This is a genomic window from Elioraea sp. (assembly GCF_051860475.1).
In the GTDB taxonomy this organism is placed as follows: domain Bacteria; phylum Pseudomonadota; class Alphaproteobacteria; order Acetobacterales; family Acetobacteraceae; genus Elioraea.
This window is the reverse complement of sequence record NZ_JBHYDW010000309.1, coordinates 1-631: the sequence shown is the minus strand read 5'-3', so window position 1 is coordinate 631 and position 631 is coordinate 1. Positions and strand designations below refer to the sequence as shown.

The 631-nt window shown below is 65.5% G+C and carries 1 protein-coding gene; it reads left to right on the top strand.

Annotated elements, in window-relative coordinates:
* Positions 1–194: 194 nt before the first annotated feature.
* Positions 195–425, top strand: a complete 231-nt coding sequence (locus tag ACTIFU_RS23925; RefSeq protein WP_439580822.1) for a hypothetical protein — start codon at positions 195–197, stop codon at positions 423–425.
* Positions 426–631: the final 206 nt, after the last annotated feature.

Below are 631 nucleotides of genomic sequence, written 5' to 3'. Positions count from 1 at the left end.
ACGCCACTTGATAGCAGCCCAATAGGCGCTCGGTTGGTGCCGCGCAAATCCTGCCCGACGGTGCGCCTGTCCATTCCTGACGGAAACGCACTGTGACTTCCGAGGACCGAGCGGGCCGCCCGCCCCCACCGGCATCGACGCCCGGGCGCGGCGCTCCTGAAGGTGCTCGCGCGCCTTCCGGTACCCCCCAGCGCATGCTGGACGACGGACGCTACGCCTCGATCAGCGAGATGGCCGCGGCGGAGAAGCTGGATCGCGGCTATCTCGGACGGCTGTTGCAACTCACCCTGCTCGCGCCGGACATCGTCGAGGCGATCGTCGACGGGCGCGCCACTGACGCGACAACCCTGCCGCGCCTCTTGACCAGCTTGCCAGCTTGTTGGGCCGAGCAGGGCCCGGCCGTCGAACTCGAGCAACCCTGGTAGATTCGATCCGAATACATCAGTTCTTGACGTTGTGGTTAGCCATCACATGCTGCGACGGACCGGCACGCTTCGTAGCGGGCGCCACCGTGGCATGCTCACCTGCGTGTGACGCCGTGTTATCGATGACGTTAGGCCGCGTGGACAAAGTTCACGAGGGGGATTCCCCCGACGCGGCTGAGTGTGATTCGAGGCTGATCTTCATGCAG